This window comes from Lactococcus ileimucosae (assembly GCF_943193185.1).
GTDB classification, from domain to species: Bacteria; Bacillota; Bacilli; order Lactobacillales; family Streptococcaceae; genus Lactococcus; species Lactococcus ileimucosae.
In genome coordinates this window covers 61,711-78,734 of record NZ_CALPDE010000011.1, presented here as the reverse complement: position 1 = coordinate 78,734, position 17,024 = coordinate 61,711, and the positions used below count along the sequence as shown (strand labels likewise).

18 protein-coding genes, 2 tRNA genes and 1 pseudogene are annotated in these 17,024 nt (G+C 37.0%); all 21 read left to right on the top strand.

Features of this window, described 5'->3' with window-relative positions:
• Nucleotides 1-88: 88 nt before the first annotated feature.
• A pseudogene (locus NFR51_RS11105) lies at nucleotides 89-241 on the top strand (DUF722 domain-containing protein); the annotation flags it as partial.
• Nucleotides 242-419: 178 nt separating this feature from the next.
• A tRNA-Asn gene (locus NFR51_RS06335) sits at nucleotides 420-493 on the top strand.
• Nucleotides 494-1,046: 553 nt separating this feature from the next.
• A tRNA-Met gene (locus NFR51_RS06330) sits at nucleotides 1,047-1,118 on the top strand.
• Nucleotides 1,119-1,230: 112 nt separating this feature from the next.
• Complete coding sequence (locus NFR51_RS06325) at nucleotides 1,231-1,911, top strand: hypothetical protein (protein ID WP_251712891.1); 681 nt, start codon at nucleotides 1,231-1,233, stop codon at nucleotides 1,909-1,911.
• Between the two features lie 54 nt (nucleotides 1,912-1,965).
• The gene (locus NFR51_RS06320; RefSeq protein ID WP_251712890.1) at nucleotides 1,966-2,475 is read left to right on the top strand and encodes a terminase small subunit; all 510 of its coding nucleotides are present in this window, start codon (nucleotides 1,966-1,968) and stop codon (nucleotides 2,473-2,475) included.
• Nucleotides 2,468-3,721 carry a PBSX family phage terminase large subunit gene (locus tag NFR51_RS06315; protein ID WP_251712889.1) on the top strand — a complete coding sequence of 418 codons (1,254 nt, stop codon included), beginning with the start codon at nucleotides 2,468-2,470 and terminating at the stop codon, nucleotides 3,719-3,721. The genes NFR51_RS06320 and NFR51_RS06315 overlap by 8 nt, the downstream gene beginning before the upstream one ends.
• A gap of 17 nt (nucleotides 3,722-3,738) precedes the next feature.
• Complete coding sequence (locus tag NFR51_RS06310) at nucleotides 3,739-5,190, top strand: phage portal protein (RefSeq protein ID WP_251712888.1); 1,452 nt, start codon at nucleotides 3,739-3,741, stop codon at nucleotides 5,188-5,190.
• On the top strand, nucleotides 5,174-6,154 hold the full coding sequence (locus tag NFR51_RS06305; RefSeq protein ID WP_251712887.1) for a minor capsid protein: 981 nt from the start codon (nucleotides 5,174-5,176) through the stop codon (nucleotides 6,152-6,154). The genes NFR51_RS06310 and NFR51_RS06305 overlap by 17 nt, the downstream gene beginning before the upstream one ends.
• An 88-nt stretch (nucleotides 6,155-6,242) precedes the next feature.
• On the top strand, nucleotides 6,243-6,752 hold the full coding sequence (locus NFR51_RS06300; protein WP_251712886.1) for a hypothetical protein: 510 nt from the start codon (nucleotides 6,243-6,245) through the stop codon (nucleotides 6,750-6,752).
• Nucleotides 6,753-6,756: 4 nt separating this feature from the next.
• On the top strand, nucleotides 6,757-7,134 hold the full coding sequence (locus NFR51_RS06295) for a hypothetical protein (protein ID WP_251712885.1): 378 nt from the start codon (nucleotides 6,757-6,759) through the stop codon (nucleotides 7,132-7,134).
• Nucleotides 7,134-8,141 carry a major capsid protein gene (locus NFR51_RS06290; protein ID WP_251712884.1) on the top strand — a complete coding sequence of 336 codons (1,008 nt, stop codon included), beginning with the start codon at nucleotides 7,134-7,136 and terminating at the stop codon, nucleotides 8,139-8,141. The genes NFR51_RS06295 and NFR51_RS06290 overlap by 1 nt, the downstream gene beginning before the upstream one ends.
• Nucleotides 8,142-8,158: 17 nt before the next feature.
• Nucleotides 8,159-8,473, top strand: coding sequence for a phage head-tail connector protein (locus NFR51_RS06285; RefSeq protein ID WP_251712883.1), 315 nt, complete (start codon nucleotides 8,159-8,161; stop codon nucleotides 8,471-8,473).
• Nucleotides 8,474-8,779, top strand: coding sequence for a hypothetical protein (locus NFR51_RS06280; protein ID WP_251712882.1), 306 nt, complete (start codon nucleotides 8,474-8,476; stop codon nucleotides 8,777-8,779). It begins immediately after the preceding gene.
• On the top strand, nucleotides 8,772-9,113 hold the full coding sequence (locus NFR51_RS06275) for an HK97-gp10 family putative phage morphogenesis protein (RefSeq protein ID WP_251712881.1): 342 nt from the start codon (nucleotides 8,772-8,774) through the stop codon (nucleotides 9,111-9,113). The genes NFR51_RS06280 and NFR51_RS06275 overlap by 8 nt, the downstream gene beginning before the upstream one ends.
• Nucleotides 9,113-9,499, top strand: coding sequence for a gp17 family tail completion protein (locus tag NFR51_RS06270; RefSeq protein ID WP_251712880.1), 387 nt, complete (start codon nucleotides 9,113-9,115; stop codon nucleotides 9,497-9,499). Before NFR51_RS06275 ends, NFR51_RS06270 begins: the two co-directional genes overlap by 1 nt.
• Before the next feature lie 14 nt (nucleotides 9,500-9,513).
• Entirely contained in the window at nucleotides 9,514-10,080 is a 567-nt protein-coding gene (locus tag NFR51_RS06265; RefSeq protein WP_251712879.1) for a phage major tail protein, TP901-1 family, read from the top strand.
• Nucleotides 10,081-10,083: 3 nt separating this feature from the next.
• A complete protein-coding gene (locus NFR51_RS06260; RefSeq protein WP_251712878.1) occupies nucleotides 10,084-10,434 on the top strand; it encodes a tail assembly chaperone in 351 nt (116 codons plus the stop codon).
• Complete coding sequence (locus tag NFR51_RS06255; RefSeq protein WP_251712877.1) at nucleotides 10,368-10,793, top strand: hypothetical protein; 426 nt, start codon at nucleotides 10,368-10,370, stop codon at nucleotides 10,791-10,793. Before NFR51_RS06260 ends, NFR51_RS06255 begins: the two co-directional genes overlap by 67 nt.
• Complete coding sequence (locus NFR51_RS06250; RefSeq protein ID WP_251712876.1) at nucleotides 10,790-14,863, top strand: tape measure protein; 4,074 nt, start codon at nucleotides 10,790-10,792, stop codon at nucleotides 14,861-14,863. The genes NFR51_RS06255 and NFR51_RS06250 overlap by 4 nt, the downstream gene beginning before the upstream one ends.
• A 167-nt stretch (nucleotides 14,864-15,030) precedes the next feature.
• Entirely contained in the window at nucleotides 15,031-15,573 is a 543-nt protein-coding gene (locus NFR51_RS06245) for a hypothetical protein (RefSeq protein ID WP_251712875.1), read from the top strand.
• Nucleotides 15,573-17,021, top strand: a complete 1,449-nt coding sequence (locus tag NFR51_RS06240) for a phage tail protein (protein WP_251712874.1) — start codon at nucleotides 15,573-15,575, stop codon at nucleotides 17,019-17,021. Before NFR51_RS06245 ends, NFR51_RS06240 begins: the two co-directional genes overlap by 1 nt.
• The last annotated feature ends 3 nt before the right edge of the window (nucleotides 17,022-17,024 follow it).

The following is a 17,024-nucleotide window of genomic DNA, read 5'->3' as shown; positions in this document are numbered from 1 at the left end:
AAAGTCCTTTCTTTTTTGTGTCTTCTTAGACAGATTATAACACACTAATTTGTGTCTACTTTTATAGTATAGCTCCACTGTAAGCCCTGAAATTAGAACAATTATCACTCTTAGATTTAAAGAGAAAAAGCCATGGTGGCAAATTGGGGCTAGGCTTTATATGGATGAACGGACAGCCAGAAGAAAATACGAGAATTTAAAGAGTCTCCTCAGAGATTCTCTGTGGCATGATTTAGTATAGAAATTGATGTCCGTTTTCTGTCCGTTCTATGCCGTTTTTAAGTGAGATAATGGTAGCATGAACAATTCAGCAAAGACACATGAAAAAGTTCGGTTGAGTAAAGAGTGCTGACATTGTTCATAACTGTTAGGGGCTACTTTACGTAGCGAGACGTTGCTGGACGATAAAACCAGCGTTGGGGAACTTAGCTCAGTTGGTTAGAGCGCACGACTGTTAATCGTGTGGTCGGTGGTTCGAGTCCATCAGGTCCCGTTTGTGCATCTCGGTTGAAGCAAGGTGATACTTGTCCGAGAGCCTTCTTTGGTAGAAGTACCTAAAGTAGCTAGCAGAGCGTAAGGTGATAGCCTTATAATTTGTTACTTGAAACTCGTGAGAGATGGATAGGCTAGTAAAAGCTAGTGTGAAAGTTGGAGGTGTGCCACAATAACATAATCATAGAGCATAGGTCTTTTCGTTGGATAGAATTGGACGGTCAAGAAATTGACAGGTCTGGCTAAGTTAGTGGTAGGAGTTTGCAATCTTCTTCAAAACCTTAGTAATTGCAAAACAATCCGATTTGCCGTGAACAGAAGAAATTCTGGTATAAGAAAAGCGCTTAGTACGAGTAGCATAAGGCAACCCAACAGATTATATTGCTAACATATTAAATCTGTATCATGTGAAAGTTGGTGAGTTTCGGTCTCAGCCCTGACGTTAAAAGAGAAGCAATAGGAGCTTAGAGAGTTGCTCCTTTAAGTAGAGCCTATTGAGTCAGTCGCTTAATAATGAGAGTGTTATTGTGGTTGGAGAAAAACCGCACAATTAAACAGGATGGGTGGCAAGGTGTTACGTTAGTTTCATAAGCTAAAATAGAACGGTTCGATTCCGTTATCCTGAATAGCAGGTGCTTTGCAGGGCGTGCCTGACTCTTGAAAATACTTATAAACACTATCCTGCTTAAAGCTGCTATATAATTAGTAGCTTTTTTTGAGATCTAACAAGGAGATTATATGAATACAAAAGGAAACATTAGAATTTCTTTTCCAACTATTCCCTTTTTTTGCTATACTAATTTTAGTGAAAACGTTAAAGGAGAATTAAACATGGATTTATCTGACCCAACTATTGTAGAATTGAGTGTTCGATTAGCTGAAGCAACGGCCAAAAATACCGCAACAGCAATTTCAAACAAAATAAGGGCATTAAAAACAGAAAAAGATGACAAAAAAACCATTGCTGAGATGACTGAATTAATCTATGAGATTTTAGATGAAAAGCAAGAAGTAGAAATAATCGCCAAAAGCTATCAGGAAGAGTTAGTTGCTCAAAAATTAACGAGTGATGACCTAAACTTTGTAGTTGATACAGTGATACCAGCTATTAAAGAATTTATAAAAAAAAGCTCCAAAGACCCATTGCAAACTAGTAGTCAACTCTCAGAGATTGAAGCATTAGAACCGTTATTATCATTAAATACTTTGATGGTGCTACAAACACTTGGATTTAATTATAAAAAAGGTATTGGTGAACCCCTTACTAATCTAGTTAGTACCTTAATTCGTAAAAGTACAAAGAATGATGAATCAAGGCTTGTGGAGCTAGCAACTGAAAGAGAAATAGAGTATTTTAAATTATTACAGGATTCAGAAGCATTTGAACGTTTGCAACAGATGAGCGGTAATAATCATTAATAAATTAAAGCTGTCAGTACTGGCAGCTTTTTTACATATCTAGAGGAGGGAGGTATGAAACTAACTGAGAAACAGAAACGCTTTGCAGACTTTTATATCGAACTCGGGAATGCTGAAAAAGCTGCTATTAAAGCCGGCTATTCAAAAAGTTATGCTCGGGGAAATGCACATAAATTAGTTGCAAATGTGAGCATTAAAATCTATATAGAAGAGCGTATGAATCAGTTAGCTTCTGAGCGTATTATGAGCGCACAGGAGATACTTGAAAGGCTTTCATTAATAGCTAAGGCTGAAATTACCGAAACGGTTGTTGTTGCCAACGCAGAGGGGTGTTCAGAAGTTGAGAAAACTCCCGACTTTAAGACACAAATACAAGCTATGAAGGAACTCCTTAAACGTTATCCAGGTAATGATAAGCTCTTAGAACAGCAGCTTAGAAAGGTTACTGCCGAGGCTGATATAGCAGAGCTTAGAGTTGAGACTCTTAAGAATGCCACCAATGAAACTGTTGAAGAGAAGCTTGACGTGCTGTTGGGGAGATTAGGAAAAGAGTTAGATGATTAGTGATGTGTATACAAAAAAACAAATTGAGGTACTTAAAGAAACGGTAAATAAAGATTGGTTTATTGCTCTCCTTCATGGCGCAAAGCGCTCTGGTAAAACAAAGATTAATAACGATCTTTTTTTATTTGAACTAAGACGTGTTCGCAAAATTGCGGATGACGAAGGAGTTAAAGAACCTATGTATATCTTAGCTGGTGTGTCTTCAAGTACGATTCAGAAAAATGTTTTACAGGAACTGTATAACATGTACAATATTTCCCCTAAATTTGATAAACATGGAAATTTTAAATTGCTTGGTGTAAAAGTTGTTCAAGCCTATACAGGGAACATAGGAGGGGTGGGGGCAATTCGTGGTATGACTGCTTACGGCGCTTATGTTAATGAAGCATCACTTGCTAGACAGGAAGTATTTGCGGAGATTATTTCACGTTGTTCTGGAACTGGAGCGCGTATCTTAGCGGATACTAACCCAGACAATCCAGAGCACTGGTTGAAAAAAGAATATATTGACAAGAAGAACGATAATGTCAAATGTTTCCATTTTAAATTGGATGATAATACTTTCTTATCTCAACGCTATCGAGCCAACATCAAAGCAGCTACTCCAAGTGGTATGTTCTATGACCGAGATATCAATGGTTTATGGGTTTCTGGACAAGGTTCAATCTATGGCCTGTTTGATAGACAAAAGCATTACATGCCTTTGTCAGAAATGAAAAAAATTCATTTCGATCGCTATGTTGGTGGTGTCGACTTTGGCTTTTCTGAGGGACATAATGGCGTTATTCTTGTGTTTGGAGTTAAAAACGATAAATATTATCTTTTAGAAGAACACGCGTACACAGGGCTTTATATTGATGACTGGTGCGATATTGCTCTTGAAATTACAGACGAGTATGGAGACATGCCGTTTTTTTGTGATTCAGCTCGTCCAGAGCATGTAGCGAAAATGAGGGATAAAGGTATCCAAGCTATATTGGCAAATAAGAAAGTTTTAGCAGGAATTGAACACATCTCCAAACTTTTTTATCAATCAAAACTATACATCTCGGAGAATGTCAAAGTATTTAAAAAAGAAGTTTATAACTATGTCTGGAATGAAAAAACAGGCGAACCTATTAAAGAAAATGATGATGTCATGGATGCTATGAGATACGCACTTTATACAGACAGCATCGTAAACTCTGAGAAAAATCTTACAGCTGATGAGGGAGCAGAGAAAATTCATAAATTGAGTATCTATTAGGATAAGGAGAACGAAATTTGAGTAAAAGTGGACGATATGATGAAAGTGCAAATTATCAATTCAGATATAGCAGTCTTGAGGAGTTATTAGACAATCCTAATGACCTAGTTGCTTTCATAAACGAACATAAAAATAAACAGCGAAAGCGACTGAATGTTTTAGACGATTACTACAAAGCTAAAAACACAAGAATGTCCAACTATTCTAGAAAGAATGAATATGAAAAAGAAAATATAAAAGTCTTTCACAATTTCGGAAAGGTGATTACTCAGTTTAAGGTAGGTTATACAACAAGTAATCCGCTCAGGTTAAAGCATGTGGACAGCGATATACTAAACTTGCTTAATGAGTTCGATAAAAACAGCGATATGGTTCGGCATAACAGTGAATTAATGCTTGATATTTCTAAATACGGTCGAGCTTACGAACTTGTACAAGATGATAGAGTTACACTACTTAATGTTTTTGAGTGTTTTGTAATTTATGATTATGCTGTAGACAAAGAGCCGATAGCTGGTGTGAGATATATTACTTATCCAAGGCAAGGCAATAGGTTAGAAGAGACACGAGTGACTCTATACACTGATGAAAATATTGTGGAGTATATATTGTCAGGGGGCGAACTTATAAAAGCAGGCTCTACAAGGCATTTCTTTGACGGAGTTCCTCTGATTGAATATCAAAACAATCGTTCACGCTCTGGTGACTATGAAGACTTGCTTAGCTTGATTGATGCTTACGATATAGCAGAGGCGAATACAGCGAATCATTTGAATGATTTAGTCAATGCAGTCTTGGTTATTAAAGGGGATATCCGAAAACTTAAAGATACAGATGAATATAAAAAAATGTACGGCAACAAAGTTATTTTTGCTCAAAATGGCCTGGATGCCGATGGTAAACCAACAGAGGTTGATGCAAAATATATTTATCGAACTTTGGATGTGCAAGCTATAGAAAGCTATAAAACACGTTTAAGAAAAGATATTTTTTCCCTTTCGAACATTCCAGATTTAACAGATGAAAACTTCTCAGGGAATACCAGTGGCGAGTCTATGAAGTACAAACTTTTTGGTTTTCAACAGGCTACAGCCTCAACGATGAGTAACTTTAAGAAAGCAGCAAAAGAGCGTTATCAACTCTTTTTAAATGCCTATGCTACACGTACCGCTTTAGAAAATTTTGTAAAAACTTATCAATTCGAATTCAATGAAAGCACAAAAGATTTGAGTTCTTTAGAGATAGTGTTTAAACCTAATATCCCTTATTCAGTAGTTGATGAGATGAATATGTTGATAAATAGTGGTACATCAGTTTCTACACAGACAAAATATAGTCTTGTTTCCTTTATTGATGATCCACAAGCTGAGATTGAACGAGTTGAGGAAGAGCAACAATCAAATGAGGGCGCTACAATTGAAGCCTATTTTGATCACTCAGGAGATGTAGTTCATGAAGAAGAAAAATAATTATTGGGCTAAGCGCGAACATGAAAATATCATAAATATAAAAAAACGTGAAAAAGAATTTGCTCAATATGTGAAATCTGAATATCAGGAAACTATACAGAACATCAATTTTGAGATTGAAAGACAACTCAATCGCTATTTGGAATCTGAAAAAATAAGTATGGCTGATTTCATGAAAGCCGCAGATAAAATGGATGTGAAAGCTTTTAATAAAAAAGCTGAGCAATATGTCAGAACGAAGAATTTTTCGCAAAAAGCAAACGCAGAGTTGAAACTTTATAACTTGAAAATGCGTGTCAATCGCTTGGAATTGTTGAAGGCTAAGCTTTTATTAGAACTTGATCAACTGCATAGACGATTAGAGCCAAAATTCAAAGAGTTTCTAATTGAAGAAGGAATCATAGAATATCAACGACAGGCTGGAATACTCGGTAATTCTGTGAATATAGATAAAAAGTTGGTAGAAAAACTCGTCAATGGTTCTTTCAATAATGCGAATTGGTCAACTCGCCTCTGGATAAATATTGAAGATACGAGAGGCGTTTTGAAAAAATCCTTAAATGAATTGCTTTTACGCGGTGTCAATCCAAGTAAATTTTCTATGGAGTTGATGCGTTTAATGCATCCTTTGGAAGTATCACGGAATAGCGCTTTACGGTTATTGATAACGGAGAGCGCAAATATACAGCTTAGTGTTCAATTGGATAGCTTTAGTCAAGCAGGATTCAAGGAATATGAGTTTGTGACAGAACCTAGTGCTTGTAATCAATGCGCACCTTTATCTGGCAAAATTTTTTCTATTGGAAATGCAAATGTTGGTGAGAATAGAGCGCCTATACACCCCTTTTGTAGATGTTCCTCGTTACCTTATGAAAGTGAGTCACGTCTAAAGGATATTTTGGGAAAAGGCTATTGGAAGAGAAGGAAAGCCAATGTAGAGAGAAAAATTAAAAATAATCAATAAGTCACATCAAAGCTGTGGCTTTTTCTATTGCCTTTTTTCTCGTGGCAGGCGGAAAAGAACAACGAAATTTTAAAAAGGAGGAGCAAGGATGCCCAAAAATAAAAAAAGTTTACTCCAAGCTTTGAAAGATACGATTAACTCGTTTCAAGATGTCGCAGAGACAGAGGAAGAACAAAAAGCTGTTGAAAACATTCAAGATGATGTTGAAGAGCTAGAGGAGACGGCTGGAGAGAAGGAAGAAGAAGACAATTATGTAGTTGATCTTGAAGAAGATACCGAAAATTCTGACGAAGAACAAATTGAGGAAGAAAAAACAGAATCATACAGTATTGAAGAGGCTATGGCTATGTTGGATAATTTGGCACTGTCTGAAGATTCTCTCAAAGAAGCCTCAGAATTTATTGCTACATTACCAAAAGAAACAGCTGATAAACTGATTCCTTTACTGAAAAAAGTACTTGATGAAACTACAGCAACATCAATTAAAACATTGCTTTCAGAAACCAAAAGTAAGAAAGTAACAACATCTCCAAAAAAGACAGGAACAAGTCTTGGTCAGCGTATGGCAGCAGAAGCAAATAAAAGAAAAGGAGCATAGATATATGTTTACACGAGACAAAAAGAACTTTGATGTAATTAACTTTTTACAATCACAACACTTTATCAGTTTTACTCACCAAATTGATGCAACACATCCGAACAAAAACGAAGACGGAATTATCCCAGCAGGTTCATTTTATCCTAAAAATGATGCGACGGCTATTGGTTTAACAATCAATGACGTTGATGTTTCCAAGGGAGAACAACCTATTGGAGTTATTGTAGAAGGTTATATTCTTGAAGAACGACTTCCAGAGTCACCTACTCCAGAGGCTAAAGCAGCTTTGACTGGTATTAAATTCTATTCAGAAAATAACCAGCCTTCAACAGTCGCTAAAGCTACAAAAAGTAAGAAAGAAACAACAGGAGGAAATGCATAATGGCAACTATTAATGAAATCATCACACCGCAAGAGCTTATCACTTTTACCAACGATTTGCAGACAACAGATTATCTTGGAGACAAACTTTTCCCTAGTGTAAAAGTACCTAGTTTTACTTTCCGTGATATCCGTACAGGAAATCGTACACCAGTTGTAGCATCAGTTTCAGCTTTTGATGCAGAAGCGGAAATTGCAAGTCGTGAAGGGCGTATGACAGATATGGAACTTGCCTATATTAAACGTAAAATCCGTTTGTCAGAAGAAAATCTCTTGATGTTAAAAGCACCTGGTTTCCAACAGCAACAAGAACTTGCTATTCGGAATATTTTCAATGATACTGAGCAGATGATTAACTCGGTTAAAGCACGAATTGAAGCTATGCGAATGGAGGTGTTGACAAAAGGGAAAATTACACTTGATGAAAATGGTATTAAGACCGTTGTTGATTATCAAATGAAAAAAGAAAATCAGAAAAAAGCTGACTGGTCTACAGAAACTTCTGATCCACTCGTTGACATTATGGATTGGGTTCTCGAAGCAGATGTTGAACCAGATGAGATGATTATGAATGGTCTAACGGCTCAGAAGATTCTTCGTAACGCAACTATTCAAAAGAAATTTGAAAAATCAAACACAATGCCTACATTGAGTGGATTGAACGAATATCTTACTGCCGCTGGTTTGCCAACAATCACAATTTATAATAAAGCCTATCGTAAACAATTAGCGAATGGGAAATATGAAAAACATCGATTTATTGCAGATGGAGACATTGCTTTTGTTCCTAGTGGTTCTCTTGGTTCAACCGTTTTTGGTATGACTCCTGAAGAGTCACGTCTAGTTACTGATGGAACACTAGATTCACAAGCAGGAAATATTTACACAATGATTTATGAATCAAGTTTAGACCCTATTGCAACGTGGACAAAAGCAAGTGCGACTTCTATGCCATCGTTTGTAGAGGCAGATAATGTTATTCAAGCAAGCGTTACATTAAGTAAATAAGATTAGGAGAGAGGCAAGTGGCTATTGAACAAATAAAAACGCTATTAGGAATATCGGATGACGATCAAGACGAACTATTGGAAATAATAGAAGACTTAGTCACTTCGCAACTTTCTGTACTAATTGATAGTCCCAAAATACCTCATGAGTTAGATTTTGTTATTACAGAAGTTTCAATTATTCGGTATAACAGAAGAAAAAATGAAGGCATGACAAGTTATAGTCAAGATGGAGAAAGTATTTCTTATCAAGACAATGATTTTAAAGCCTATCAAGATATTATATCTAAGTACAAAGAAAAGTCTCGTAGTGGCAATGTATGGGGGTATTAGATGCGTTATGATACGTTGGCAACTTTTGTATTTGATAAAAGTAGTGGAAAAATTGGTTCAGAGAGTGTAGAACCAGTCAAAACGAAAATTTTTAGTAACTTATCTGAATTGGGCGCTGAAAAATCACAGCTTGTTATTGGCAATTTGAAAGATGAAACCAAGGTTTTAAGGACAATAATAAGATATGACAAACCTGTTACTTACGTCATAGTCAAAGGCTTGAAATATAATATTGAGAAGCGAATAAACTATGATAAAACAAGTAGTTTTTATATCGTTAAGCAAAAAGGAAGCGGCCATGGATAGTTATGAATTTTCTCTCTCTGGTTTAGGTGAGCTTAAAAGGGCAATATCTGAACGGGAAGATTTGAGGGATGTAAAAGAAGTTGTTAGAAGAAATGGTGCAGATATGTTCAAAATGTCTCAATCAAGAGTACCTGTAGACACTTATACTTTAAAACGTTCCGCAAAATTAAGTAGTGAGGATGATGGTATGAGTGTAGCTGTTTCTTATAATACAGACTATGCTGCTTATCAAGAATACGGCACACGGTTTATCCCTGGGAAGTTCTATTTGAAACAGGCATTTGATTCGGCTTCTTCAACATTTTTATCAGATTTAGAAAGGCTTTTTAAATAATGGAAATACTCAATCCTCAAGCAGAGATAACAAATGCTCTTTTACATGTTTTGCCACTTTTGAATGTGGATACCTACTTTTACCTGCCTCAAGAAGAGGTAGAGTATCCTTTCATTGTTGTAGGAGAACAGCTAACCTCTGGCATTTACACTAAGGATAGACCGACAGTGTCTTTAACGCAAGTTATCCATGTTTATGCTTTGGCTGATGAATTGCCCTACATACAAAGGCTGGTCAAACTTATTGAGGCAACGGTTTATAATTTACAAAAAACGGAAAATTTTAATTGGGTTAATACATTGGATGAAAATATTCTTTTAATGGACGACAGCACCAAAGACCAATTATGGCATGCGGCACTAACCTTTAGCTGCAATTCAAATTAAGGAGAAAAACAAAAATGGAAAAAGCAATACAAGGACTGAAACAAGTCCTCTATGTTGGTTTAGTGGAAGAACGTGGCAAGGTTGAGGGAAAGCGCCTTGCTTTGCAAGTTTCTCATTCACTTAAAGAGGAACAAAAAAGCGATACAGTCGCTACCAAAGATGGTAACATCGTTGCTCCTTCTCCTTCAACGTATACTGTTGAAATGGAGTTTTTGGAGTCTAAAAGCGAACTTGTGAAGATGTTGCATTATGCAGAAGAAAACAACAAAGAAATTGATGTTTGGGAAATTGACTTATCTGAAAAGAATCAGAACGGTTTATTTGATTCTAAACATGCCTCAGGTTATCTGAGTGGTTGGGAAAAAACAGCTGGTGTTGATGCCAATGTATCTGTTAAAACTACTTTTACAGCCAACGGAAAATTCGAGCGAGGCGAAGAGGAAATCGATGCTGGAACAGTAGCTAAAATTACGAAGTATGTTTCGTTGAAAGACGGTGTAGAAAAGGAGAGTATCCCAGAGTATATCCCAAAAGAATCAACTGCACCACAACCTTCTAATAAGAGTAATAAAGGAGAATAAAACATGATCACAATCAACGGTAAAGAGTACAACCTCTTTTTTGGCATGAAGTTTTTAGAAGCAATTGACCGTATGACAGGGGAAAAAGAACTTAACGAGGAATTAGGCTACCTACTTGCAACAGCTATTTATGATGAAAATCTTTTGAGTATCGCTAAGCTTCTTAAAGCATGTTTAAATACCTATCCGGAATTGACAGCCGCAGATATTGATGCGTACCTAGAAAGCGAGTTGGATGATAAAGGTTTATCTAAGCTAGTGGGTTTTTTAAAGTCTACAGCGAAAGCTTGCAATGCTACGAAGAAAGTCATGAAACAAGTGGAACAACTCGTAAAGGAAAACGGAATCGCTTAAAAGAAGAAAATGATGAAGCTCGGGCTGTACTCTTGCAGTATTTTCCGAGCTTTTCTTTGTTAGAAATTAACCGCATGTCTATGGATGAGGTAGATATTCGCCGTAAGACGATTGAACTCATTGATTTGAAGACTCAGGATAATCAAATTCAAGCTGCATTTGTACATAGATTAGCTAACGTCAAAGAAGAGCGTAACGGGGAGATTTATTATAAATTTTCAACACCTGAATCTATATTTGATTATAAAAGGGCTAGAATGGCTGTTTTTGGAAAGGTGCCAGAAGAAGAAAGAACAAAAATAGAAGAGTTGAAACGTAACGAGCAACTCTTTGAAGAAATATTTGGAGAGGAGGGATGATGGCAACACAAAAATCAGTTGAAGCGGTATTGAAGGCGCGTGATTCAAATTTTACGTCAACTTTCTCAAAAGCTTCGAATATTCTATCAAAATTTAGTGATTCTAATCGTTCTGCAACGGGTTCTATTCGAAGTATAGTCAGTGCTTTAGGGATATATAAGGCGGCAAGTGCAGCAGCTTCTTTAGTAACAGGGCAGTTACAAAGTGCTCTAGGTCGTGCAGATACAATGAATAACTTCAATCGTAATATGACTCGTATTACAGGAAGTTCGACCATTGCTAAAAATGAATTAGAGAAATTAAAAGCAGCAACCAAAGGTACGGCTTATGGATTGGACGGCGTAGCTACTTCAATGCAATCTTTTGCCAATTCAGGGTTAGCTATTGATAAATCAAGTAGATATGCGATTGACTGGATGGACGCTATTTCAGCGTATGGTGATGGTACAACTGCTACCTATAATCAGGTAATGCTCCAACTTAATCAAATGGCTTCCAAAGGTAAAGCAAACCTAGGCGATCTTAAGTCCGCTATGGAAGCTGGTATTCCTGTCACACAGATTCTGGCAGATAAGTGGAAAATGACAGGAGAAGCGGTACAAAATGCTATTTCTGATGGAAAAATCTCATCAGAACAATTCATGGATGCCATGAGTGAAGCTTTTGCGAATGGTACAGATAAGTTCAAAGCAATTGCGGGCGAATCAAAGAGAGCTGGGGATAGCTGGAAGGGAACTATTGATAACATGAAGGCTGCCACTACACGTGGGGTGCTTTCAGTCGTCAATAGTTTGGATACACTGTCAATTAAACTTACTGGTTCAAGTATTAAGGAACACATTACAGCGATAGGTAGCATTTTTGAAAATAACCTTACTAAGATGGGGAACAAACTCCAACAACTTGGAGATACTATAGCGCCTTATGTCCAAATTTTTAAAACAGAGTTTTCTGGAGTTGGTACAAGTGTAGTCAATGCGACTAAAAGTGTCCTAAGGGCTTTAGACGACATGTATGGTGGCTTTGGAAGTACGGAATCTGTGCAGAATTTTGGAGATGTCGTGAAGCTAGTTGCGGATAAAATCAAGCAAGCTTCTTCATGGATACAAGATCATAGTCGACAAATAGCTATACTGATTCCACAAGTCGGTAAATTAGCACTTGCTTATAAAGGTCTGCAATTTATTAGTAGTCTGGCTCTTCCCTTTATTCAGTTTGGGGAGCAAGCTTCAAAAGGAATTGAAAAACTACTCATAGGAAGTAATTCTATCGGAGGGAAGTTTACAGCTAAGTTCATTGCTCCAATTATAGCAGCAATAGAATCGGGAACGGAAAGTTTGAAGATTAGAGCTATGTTGTTTTCTGATGGATTCAATAAAATCTTTGAAACAAAGCTACTAGGAGAAAAAAGCAATCAATTTTTGCATTTCTTTAGAGGAATAAGTCTAGGAGCGGATAATGCCTTCCCAGCTATCAGTAAATTGTCTAATGGATTTAAAACGTTAGGGATGGCAATACGTCATCCAATAGTCTCGCTTCAGACGTTGAGTTCAGGACTTATAGCCACAAGTGTCGCAGCAGGGGGGACTGGTACAGTATTAAATGGTCTGGGAATCAAAGTATCATCTGGATTTAAAACAATGGCCGTTAGTGGTCTTGGCTCTTTAAAATCAATAGGAAGTGTTCTATTATCAACTGCGGGTATCTTTACAATTGTTGTCGCTGCAGTAGCCGCAATGGCTGTCGCTTGGACTTCTAATTTCGGAAATATTCAAGGGTTCACGAGAAAAGCTTTCGCAGGTATGAAACCTGCGTTTGATTCTATTAAAAATTCTTTGGCTAGTTTGAAACCTGTATTGTCCAGTGCTGGAGATGCATTTAAAACTATTGGTGCAGTACTTATCGGAACGGTTGTTTTTGCTATAGCAGCTGTCGTTGATGCAGCACAAACATTAATTGCTACATTCAAGAGTATTTTGGATATTGGTAGTGCAGTCGCAAAAAGTATCGAAGGAGTCTGGAAGAAAATAAAAGGCGATGATAAAGGTGCTGATGAGGCTTTCAGTCAAGCAAGTCAAAGCCTTAAAAAAGTTAAAGACAACTATACGAGTGTTTGGGATAATTCTGCTATTCGAGGAACTATTTCTGCGACAAGTGAGTTAGGAAAAGAGACAGAGAGTGCTTCTGAATCACAAAAACGGCTGTCGCAAGCTATGGATAGTACCAAGGAAAGTGCGAATCAATTAAGCGGTACATTTTCTAAACTTAATCAAGTGACACAAGACAGTGTCCAAAAAATGCAGGAAGCATTTAGTGATAATGAAGTCATGCAAAAATTCAATGAGGAGAGTTTAAAACTCATTGAAGAAGGCGGAAAACAACGTCAAAATGCTATTGAGAAGTACAACGAAGCAATAAATTCCGCAGAAAATAAGAGTGAGAATGAACGTCAGAGTATCATGCAGAAAGCTAACGCTGCTTTAATGTCCGATTTCCAAAAGAGTCGCTCTGATTTATTGGCTGTAAATAATGAGTACGGTCAAATGCTTGCAAGTAATATGGACAAAAGCGGGCAACAAATGAATCAAGCACAAAGGTCACAACTTGTAAACGCCCGTAACGCAGTTATTGAAGAACTTAGCGCAACCAATCAGACCTATGTCGATAAGCTTAAAGAGCGTATTGCATTGGGAGACTCTATTAGTAAAGAGGAAGCTAACACAGCTTTGGAAAATCTTAGAGAGGCTAATGCACAACAAGTTGAGCTACTTAATACCAACAATCAAGAGATTAAAAATCTGAAGCAAGCTCAAGCAACAAGTGTTGATGAGATGGAAAAAGCGGCTTTCCAACAAGAAATTACTAATTTGGAAAATAAAAATAAAGCCTTGACTGAATTTCAAACAGCTTTTGGCGAGAATTGGTTGGCATTAAAAGCAGCACAAAATCAAACAACGGTAGAGCAACTTGCGGAAGCACTGGCGAATGAGAAAAACCTGACAGACCAAAATCTTTTGGGAATCCTTGAAAGTTACAGAAATAATGGTGCAAGCATTTCTGAACAGATGACGATCATGGCTGCCATGCTCCAAGAAAAAGGAGTAGAAGGTGCAAATAATCTTGTAAATGCTTTGAAATCTGGAGATGTTAAAGCAGTAGGTGCAAGTATTACGGCAGAAGTGCAAAACGGATTGGGCAGCTTGCCTCCTGGAATGTTTGTTAACGGGGAAAAAGGTCGTCAGAACTTTATTAATGCTCTAAAGGCAGGCGATACTAAAACAGCTGGGGCACAACTTAGAGAAGGTGTCACTAGTGAGACGGGTAAAACGGCTCAAAAGACAGCCCAAGATGGTAAAAATGCTGCAGAGGCTCATAATAAGGCTGTGGAAAACGGAAAAGGTGGCGCAAAAAATGCAGGTTCATCACTTGGTAATTCTGGAGTAGAGGGTCTTAAAAGTAAAGCACCAGACTTCACAAATGCTGGACGTGATTCAAGTATGAACTATGTTCACGGAGTGGAGTATCGAAGAGGAAGTGCAAAAAATGCAGGAACGTCTTTGGCTAATTCTGCCAAAAATGGTGTTAGTTCAGTATCTGGCTTTGATTCTATTGGCCGTAACATGGCTTTAGGTGTTGCGAGTGGTATTAATGCTAACGCAGGCTCTGCAGTAGCTGCGATGCAGTCATTAGTAGATAGGGTTAATGCAGAAGCAAGGAAAAAAGCTGAGATTAAGTCGCCTTCACAACTGTTTAAACGTGAAGTAGGTTCATTTCTAGCCTTGGGCGTTGCAAGTGGTATCGAAGATAAAACCAAAGTAGCTGTTAATGCTATGCGTAATTTGATACAAAAAACTAGCGATGTCGCTGTGCAAGGTTTTACTGTTGATTTGGGATTTTCTGGAGAAATTAGGAGCGATAAAACTGCGATTAATGCAAAATTGGATGATTTAATTGAAGCTACAAGGGAGAAATTAATTCTTGATGGCGCAGCTATTGTGGGAGGTCATCCAGATACCATAGATAAATTAGGCTTTGAAAATTATCAAGATAGGGGGCGGTTGTCATTTTAGAAATTAAAGAAAAAATACAGTTTGCAGATTTTGATAGTAAAGCCCACGGTCTATATCTTACAGATCGCGCTGCTCCAACCCCAAAAGAGAAGTCTGTCACAGTTTCTATTCCCTATACAAATGGAGAGAGTGATTTCTCTTCAATCTTTGGTGAGCGTTTCTTTGAAATGCGAAAGATAGATTATAAATTTGTTGCAGTTGTACCATCATATGAGAAGAGAAAAAGTTTGGAAAATACCATTAAGCGTGAATTGATGATGTCAGATTTTTCTAAATTGAAGGACAGTCATGATAAATCGGGTTATTGGTATGCCAAATGTGAAAGTGTACATGTTGATGATGTTCATGAACGGAACGAACTCATCATTTCAATAAGTTTTGTAGCAAGACCTTTCTTTATTATTGATAGCGATATCAAACAAGACTTATGGGATGAGTTGTGGTATCCCGATAAGTATGAACAAAAGCTATCGTTTAATGTTGGGTATAAAGAATCAATTCATATATGGAACGGTTATGACAAAGCAATTAGTCCGATAATAAATTTTAGCGGTAGTACAGGTTCAATTAGGTATTTAGATCAAATTTTTCCGCTTGTTAAGGGGCGAAATGAATTTTTTGATTTTCAACTTCTAAAAGGCGTTAATGATTTAGAATTAATGGGTCATGGAACATTTAGCTTTAGATTACTTGGTGAGGTGATGATGTAATGTATAGAGTTATCTGGTATGAAGATTATAAGGATGTTAAAGGGCGTGTCATTCATGATTCGTCTGAGGCAGCTTATAAACTGATAAGAGGAGTTATTAAGCAGAGCCTTGGGAGTACCCCTGTCTTCTCTTTTACTGCTTCTTTGTCAAATCCTTGTTATGGCAAATTAAAGCCCCTCATAAGTTTAATTAAAGTTGTAAATACGAGAACCAATAAAAAAGAATTTGAGGGACGTGTTCGGAAAATTGAAAGCTTAAAAATGGATAATTCAGGGAATTTCACACAGGTTGTTCAATGTGTAGGCTTTTTAGATTATTTACACGATAGTTCCCAACGTTTTAAAGACGTATCTGTAAGTAATTTAAGAGGCTATTTACAGACTATCATAGATAGACACAATCAAAGCGTACAGCCTCATAAGTGTTTTAAATTGGGGAATGTCACCGTTAATAGCAATAATGGAAATGTTTACCGAGGTATAGGTTATGAGGATACATTCAACACTATCAAGGATAAACTTATTGACAGATTAGGGGGCTATCTTATTTTAAGAAATCAGAATGGGGAAATGACTTTGGATTATCTTGCAAGTTATGGAGAGAAGATTAATCAACCTATAAAAATAGCTCGAAACATGATTGAAGTTGCTAAGTCAATAGATTCAGACGAACTGATTACTCGTTTGGTTCCTGTTGGCGCGGAACTTGAAACAAAAGAAACTGATAATTCTATTCTTGCGAGAGAGCGATATACGATTGCTTCTGTGAACGGAGGAAGAGATTATCTTGATGATACTAAGCTTATTGAAGAATTTGGGATTATCGAAAAATCTGTAAGTTGGTCGGATACGAAGCAGCCTAATTTTTTAAAGGTAAAAGGTGAACAATATCTTAGGGATCAGCGTGTTGCATTGATTACTTGGGGAGTTACAACGGTTAACTTGGATTTGTTGGATAAGCGCTATAAACCTTATGAATTAGGAAACTTTTATCCGATTGATAATAAATTTATTTCTAAAGTTACCTTTCAACAAGTTGTGGAAAAAACTATTGATATTAATCAACCACAAAAAGTTGACCTAGTCTTGGGTTCAAGTAAGCAGACTTTATCAGCCTTTCAATTACAATTCAGAGGCTTTTCCGATGAATTAGATAGTGTTAAGCAGAATATTGATAATTCACGTAAAAGTTTAGAAGAATTAAGAGAAGAAGCTCGTTCCTTGCGTGAGATAGTGGACAGAGTTCCAGAACAAGAAAAAATGTTACGGGAATTAGAAGCAGAAATCTCAAGGCAGGAGTCAGCAAACAAAGAGAAGCAAGAAGAAATTATTAGCTTACAAACCAATCAAGGAAGACTTATTTTTGAGCAGAATCAAAAGCTATCTGAACAAGCCAAGCAGATTTCTGAACAAGAAAAAAGGATAGTGGCTTTAGAAAATAAAAAGTAAGAG

What these genes read in the sequence shown, in the direction of transcription:
- NFR51_RS06240 (WP_251712874.1), top strand. Translation starts at nt 15,573, where the DNA reads ATGTATAGAGTTATCTGGTATGAAGATTATAAGGATGTTAAAGGGCGT.
- NFR51_RS06275 (WP_251712881.1), top strand. Translation starts at nt 8,772, where the DNA reads ATGGATAGTTATGAATTTTCTCTCTCTGGTTTAGGTGAGCTTAAAAGG.
- NFR51_RS06300 (WP_251712886.1), top strand. Translation starts at nt 6,243, where the DNA reads ATGCCCAAAAATAAAAAAAGTTTACTCCAAGCTTTGAAAGATACGATT.
- NFR51_RS06325 (WP_251712891.1), top strand. Translation starts at nt 1,231, where the DNA reads ATGAATACAAAAGGAAACATTAGAATTTCTTTTCCAACTATTCCCTTT.
- NFR51_RS06290 (WP_251712884.1), top strand. Translation starts at nt 7,134, where the DNA reads ATGGCAACTATTAATGAAATCATCACACCGCAAGAGCTTATCACTTTT.
- NFR51_RS06320 (WP_251712890.1), top strand. Translation starts at nt 1,966, where the DNA reads ATGAAACTAACTGAGAAACAGAAACGCTTTGCAGACTTTTATATCGAA.
- NFR51_RS06270 (WP_251712880.1), top strand. Translation starts at nt 9,113, where the DNA reads ATGGAAATACTCAATCCTCAAGCAGAGATAACAAATGCTCTTTTACAT.
- NFR51_RS06250 (WP_251712876.1), top strand. Translation starts at nt 10,790, where the DNA reads ATGATGGCAACACAAAAATCAGTTGAAGCGGTATTGAAGGCGCGTGAT.
- NFR51_RS06260 (WP_251712878.1), top strand. Translation starts at nt 10,084, where the DNA reads ATGATCACAATCAACGGTAAAGAGTACAACCTCTTTTTTGGCATGAAG.
- NFR51_RS06295 (WP_251712885.1), top strand. Translation starts at nt 6,757, where the DNA reads ATGTTTACACGAGACAAAAAGAACTTTGATGTAATTAACTTTTTACAA.
- NFR51_RS06315 (WP_251712889.1), top strand. Translation starts at nt 2,468, where the DNA reads ATGATTAGTGATGTGTATACAAAAAAACAAATTGAGGTACTTAAAGAA.
- NFR51_RS06265 (WP_251712879.1), top strand. Translation starts at nt 9,514, where the DNA reads ATGGAAAAAGCAATACAAGGACTGAAACAAGTCCTCTATGTTGGTTTA.
- NFR51_RS06245 (WP_251712875.1), top strand. Translation starts at nt 15,031, where the DNA reads ATGCGAAAGATAGATTATAAATTTGTTGCAGTTGTACCATCATATGAG.
- NFR51_RS06305 (WP_251712887.1), top strand. Translation starts at nt 5,174, where the DNA reads ATGAAGAAGAAAAATAATTATTGGGCTAAGCGCGAACATGAAAATATC.
- NFR51_RS06280 (WP_251712882.1), top strand. Translation starts at nt 8,474, where the DNA reads ATGCGTTATGATACGTTGGCAACTTTTGTATTTGATAAAAGTAGTGGA.